The sequence below is a fragment of the Flavobacterium fluviatile genome (assembly GCF_010645065.1).
Classification (GTDB): Bacteria; Bacteroidota; Bacteroidia; order Flavobacteriales; family Flavobacteriaceae; genus Flavobacterium; species Flavobacterium fluviatile.
The window spans coordinates 1-2,829 of the sequence record NZ_JAADZW010000055.1 but is presented as its reverse complement, the minus strand read 5'-3'; the positions used below and the strand labels follow the sequence as shown (position 1 = coordinate 2,829).

The following is a 2,829-nucleotide window of genomic DNA, read 5'->3' as shown; positions in this document are numbered from 1 at the left end:
CTTGTTTTGATATGACTTCTTTGGTTTTCGCAAATAGTTGTATGTTCAACATAAATGGGAAAACCTAAAATATCTACGCCGATTTGGTAAGTTGTTTTTTGGGGTTTAGTGCTTTTTTGTAACATTACATTCTATGTTTATTGGCTTTACGAGGGAAACTTTCTATCGCTCCGGCACTTGTAACAGCCTTGTTTTCAATTATAACTACACCGCCCTCGATTGTGTCGGGTCCGTCAATCTTTTTCGATTTCATAGTAAAGCTTGTAAATTGACTAGTAAGCCTTTTCATGTTTGGGTCATTCTCTTCGGCTTTATTAAATATTAGTTGCCCTAATCTGTTTTTAGGTTCTAAGGTTCCTTCGATTCTTACATGTTTATCGGGCTTACTTCTTTCGTCTGGAGTAATAGGTAAGGCAATGTTTTTCGCCTCACCAGTTTTAAAAATAAGGGGTAAAAAAACTTGCTCATAAAATGGGTCTTGTAAAGAGTTGTTTTCAATGTAAATGTTTACAGGGTCAACACCGGCTCTTTTTAAGTATTCATAAGCTTCAAACAGATAGTCTACAAACGTTGCGTTTGTCATTTGATTTAACCAAACTTTATAGACATAATATTTAATACCTTTTCTACCTATAATTGCCACGCACTTACCTGATGAGCTTGTCCTGTCTTTGTTACTCGGAGCAGGGTCAGCATAAGCAACTACAAAATCACAATGTCGTAACTGTGGTAGTTGGTCGAAAATTATTTCTTTAAATATGTCTCCATCGTCTTCTGGATTGTTGAAATATTCCTTTTCAGCACTAGATGTAGAAATAGTCTCTAAAACCCTGTCTATTTGCTCCTCCTTATTCTTTGCAGGCCATGTGCTTTTTCCTTCGGCATCACGAATGTTCACGATGTCCCATTTATCAGCTTTGGCCCCCATTTCAGTTATGCAGCAATATTTAGCAATGATATTGCCACAAGCTATTAATAGCAATCCTGTACTAATTGAACGTGTTGGAATTAAAGCCTGTTCTATCCATTTAACACGCTCTTTTACAAGTTCTTCGTTACGACAAAATTCGTCCGTATCAATATCATCAATCAAAATGACATCCGGGCGACTTGCATCGTTACGGGTTCCACGCGGTGACTGACCCGCACCAATGGCTCTAAAGGAAACGCCTTTTCGAGTTTTAAACTCGCTCGCTTCCCATGAACCAACTTTCTTTTGAGTACCGTAATCGGCAATAATTCTGTTATTGCGTTCGAGTATTCCTTTATATGGTAAAAGCAACCTTTCGGCATTGTCCGCTGAATTGGAAATTAAAAGAATGTTTCTTTTTTTTCCAGTCATCGCCAGGTACAGTACTTCCATCATGGTTCGACCCGACTTGGATAGTTCTCTCGCCCATGAGCGCACTTCGTACCATTCGGCATTGGCTAATACACGCTTGGTTGCTTTTATATGAAAATCAGCGGGTTCGCTAGTATAATAATTTGGAAAGTAGTATTTAAACCATTCCTCTGGGTTCTTTTCAAGGTGTGCAATTCTTCTGAGTTTTGCACCGTGGCTTTCAGTTAAGTCTATAGGTGTTGCATTGTCCATGTTTTCACAGAACTCACGCCATATATCCAAATACTCCTTATTACTTACTTTTTTAGCCATTCTTTAACTTCGAGTTGATAAACTCATCAATGTAATTTTTGAACCTTTTTGCTTCGTTTAAATCAACACCCTGAATGAATGTCAATAGTTTTCTTCCTACCTCTACATATTCGCCAATTCCTGTCTCGGTTTCTAAGCGTTGGATGTTCGAAGTAATTTTGCTCATTACATCGGCTTCTTTGGAGTCTGGAACCGGAAGGTCTCTTTTTGCAATATTTTCGTTCATGGCTTCCAGTTGGTTGTACCAATGCACTAATTGATTTTGCTTAGTGGTCAGTAAACTTTTTCTGAGTTTGTCCCAGTTGTCCGCTTCCGCCCATTTACCAATCGTTTTTTCGGTTACGCCGGTACGTTCTGCAATCTCCTTAAAGGTGATACGCTCGCTTACATATAATATTCGAGCGTACTCCCGCTCCTGTGTTTTGGAAATTCCCATTTTACTCCTTGATTACTTGGCAAAATTGACCAAAAACAAACCTCAATAAAAATAGTTGTGCAACCCTTGCGCCCTTATTTTCAAAGGGTTTGAAGTATTCGCAAGTTTGTACTCACAAAAAGAGATAACCTAAAAATTTAGCCAGTGAGTAACAAGTTTAAAAAGATTGAAAAAGAGTTTTGTCTCACCGATGAGTCTGTCAACGTCTATGGTTATCGCTGTTTAACGGCTGGCTTATTATTGGACGAGGTGAAAAAGAATCCAATCGGTTATTTCATGCATCAACGTGATAATGGAGTTATTGTTCGATGGGAAGATTTTAGAATCGATGGTGTAAAAGTTTACGCTAAACCTGTGATTAATTTATCACATCCAGAAGGACAAAACAAAGCTGATGAAATCGAAAACGGTTTTTTAAATGCTGCCTCTGTTGGTCGTATCATTTGCTTAGATGCCAGTGACGATGATAGCCTAAAACTTGAAGGACAAACAGGACCTACAGTTACCAAATGGTTTCCCCGTGAAATATCCTTAGTTGATATTCCGGGTAACTACAATGCACTTGCCAATTTATTTGATGAAAATGACAACGAGTTGAACCTCGCTGATTTTGTAAAACCTAAACCTAAAGAAGAAATGAGTAAAGTTCTTTTAACAGCCGTGATGCTTACGGCTTTAAACTTAAGTGACAAGTCGTCTGAGGAGGATGCTAATAAAGCATTTCAGGACTTGGTTGATA

2 protein-coding genes and 1 pseudogene are annotated in these 2,829 nt (G+C 38.3%); 1 reads left to right on the top strand and 2 read right to left on the bottom strand.

The window, feature by feature from the left end; all coding sequences use genetic code 11:
- Positions 1–124: 124 nt before the first annotated feature.
- Together GXM17_RS21140 and GXM17_RS21135 are read right to left on the bottom strand one after the other, a co-directional pair.
- Entirely contained in the window at positions 125–1,654 is a 1,530-nt protein-coding gene (locus GXM17_RS21140) for a hypothetical protein (RefSeq protein WP_208796475.1), read from the bottom strand.
- Complete coding sequence (locus GXM17_RS21135) at positions 1,647–2,090, bottom strand: DUF1804 family protein (protein ID WP_163401500.1); 444 nt, start codon at positions 2,088–2,090, stop codon at positions 1,647–1,649. The genes GXM17_RS21140 and GXM17_RS21135 overlap by 8 nt, the downstream gene beginning before the upstream one ends.
- A gap of 144 nt (positions 2,091–2,234) precedes the next feature.
- On the opposite strand from GXM17_RS21135, the pseudogene GXM17_RS21130 reads away from it, so the two are divergent.
- Positions 2,235–2,829: pseudogene (locus GXM17_RS21130) on the top strand (hypothetical protein); the annotation flags it as partial.

Coding starts and splice junctions, on each gene's coding strand:
- GXM17_RS21140 (WP_208796475.1), bottom strand. CDS start 1,654: ATGGCTAAAAAAGTAAGTAATAAGGAGTATTTGGATATATGGCGTGAG.
- GXM17_RS21135 (WP_163401500.1), bottom strand. CDS start 2,090: ATGGGAATTTCCAAAACACAGGAGCGGGAGTACGCTCGAATATTATAT.